This window comes from Acinetobacter sp. YH12120 (genome assembly GCF_013418795.1).
Classification (GTDB): Bacteria; Pseudomonadota; Gammaproteobacteria; order Pseudomonadales; family Moraxellaceae; genus Acinetobacter; species Acinetobacter towneri.
Genome location: NZ_VPBI01000051.1, coordinates 1 through 1,482, shown reverse-complemented (window position 1 = coordinate 1,482; position 1,482 = coordinate 1). Strand labels below are relative to the sequence as shown.

At 43.8% G+C, this 1,482-nt stretch carries 1 protein-coding gene; it reads left to right on the top strand.

The genetic code is table 11. The features are described 5' to 3' along the window. Nucleotides 1-107 precede the first annotated feature (107 nt). Nucleotides 108-1,433 carry an ISNCY family transposase gene (locus FTU58_RS13910; RefSeq protein ID WP_096902756.1) on the top strand — a complete coding sequence of 442 codons (1,326 nt, stop codon included), beginning with the start codon at nt 108-110 and terminating at the stop codon, nt 1,431-1,433. Nucleotides 1,434-1,482: the final 49 nt, after the last annotated feature.

Below are 1,482 nucleotides of genomic sequence, written 5' to 3'. Positions count from 1 at the left end.
TGTAACTCCAAAATAGAAATGTCCGGTTTCTCCAAAGTAAAAATGTCCGCTTTTAGAATATGCGCTGTTGCAATTTTCTTAGCGGACGGTTTGATATGTTGGTGTCTATGTCGGATAAAGAACTTAAACGATTGTCGGTCTTGCAAGAAATCTGTGATCAACGCATAACCCAGCCCCAGGCTGCTCAGCTACTTCATATTTCAGAACGTCAGATCAGACGTTTATTGCAAAAATACAAAACTCAAGGTCCAACTGCATTAGCCCATGCTGCACGTGGCCAAATCAGCAATTCCAGGCTTCCTGAAGAGCTCAGACTCAAGTGCCTCAATCTGGTCGCTGAACAATTCCATGGTTTCGGACCCACTTTAGCGCATGAAAAGCTCACCACCGTTCATGGCTTTGATATTTCAGTTGAAACACTGCGTTCCTGGATGATTGCAGCAGATCTGTGGATTCCTCGCGCCAAGCGCCTGAAACGCCCGTATCAGCCTCGTTACAACCGGGATTGCTTTGGTGAACTGATCCAAATTGATGGCTCACACCATGACTGGTTTGAAGGACGCGCTGCTAAGTGCTGTTTGCTGGTGTTTATCGATGATGCGACAGGAAAATTGCAGCATTTACGCTTCTGTGAATCAGAATCAACCTTTGACTATATGATTTCAACACGTTTATATGTCGAACAGCACGGTAAGCCTTTAGCGTTTTACAGCGACAAACATTCAGTCTTTAGAGTGAATCAAAGCAGCAAGAAAGACACCAAGATTACCCAGTTTGGACGTGTACTCAGCACCCTCAATATCGATATCATCTTCGCCAATTCACCACAGGCCAAAGGCCGTGTAGAACGGGCGAATAGAACGCTTCAGGACCGTCTGATCAAAGAAATGCGCTTGGAAGGCATCTGTTCGATTGAGCAAGCTAATGCCTGGCTACCCTGCTTCATTGAGCAGTTCAATCAGAAGTTCGCCAAGATGGCTTTTAATCCTAAGAATCTACATCGGCCTATCACTGAAACAGCCGAAGAATTAGATGATATTTTTACTTGGCGTGAACCCCGCAGAGTCACCAATAGCCTGACGATTACTTATGATAAATGCGTATATCTCCTGGAAAACACCGAAGAAAATCAAAGGTTGATCGGTAAGTATCTTGAGTTCCTGGAATACCCGGATGGTACTGTAGCCCTCATGCATGATGGCCGAAAGATCAATTACAGCCTCTTCGATAAATTAAGTCAGCTGAATCAGCGAGAGATTGTTGAGAATAAACGGTTGAGTGCTGTTCTGAATCATATCCAACAACAGCATGAAGAACTGGAACAGCAAAACAAACGTAATCGTTCTCAAAAGATGCCAAGCAGACGTGCACAGAAAACAGCGATTGAACAACGAAATCTAAATCCTGTGCTTGACTTGGAAATGTCCATATAGGACATTTCTATTTGGTTATTAGGTAGGACATTTCTACTTGGGAATAACA

Bases quoted from the DNA above. Each gene is read 5' to 3' on its own strand.
- FTU58_RS13910 (WP_096902756.1), top strand. From the start codon at position 108: ATGTCGGATAAAGAACTTAAACGATTGTCGGTCTTGCAAGAAATCTGT.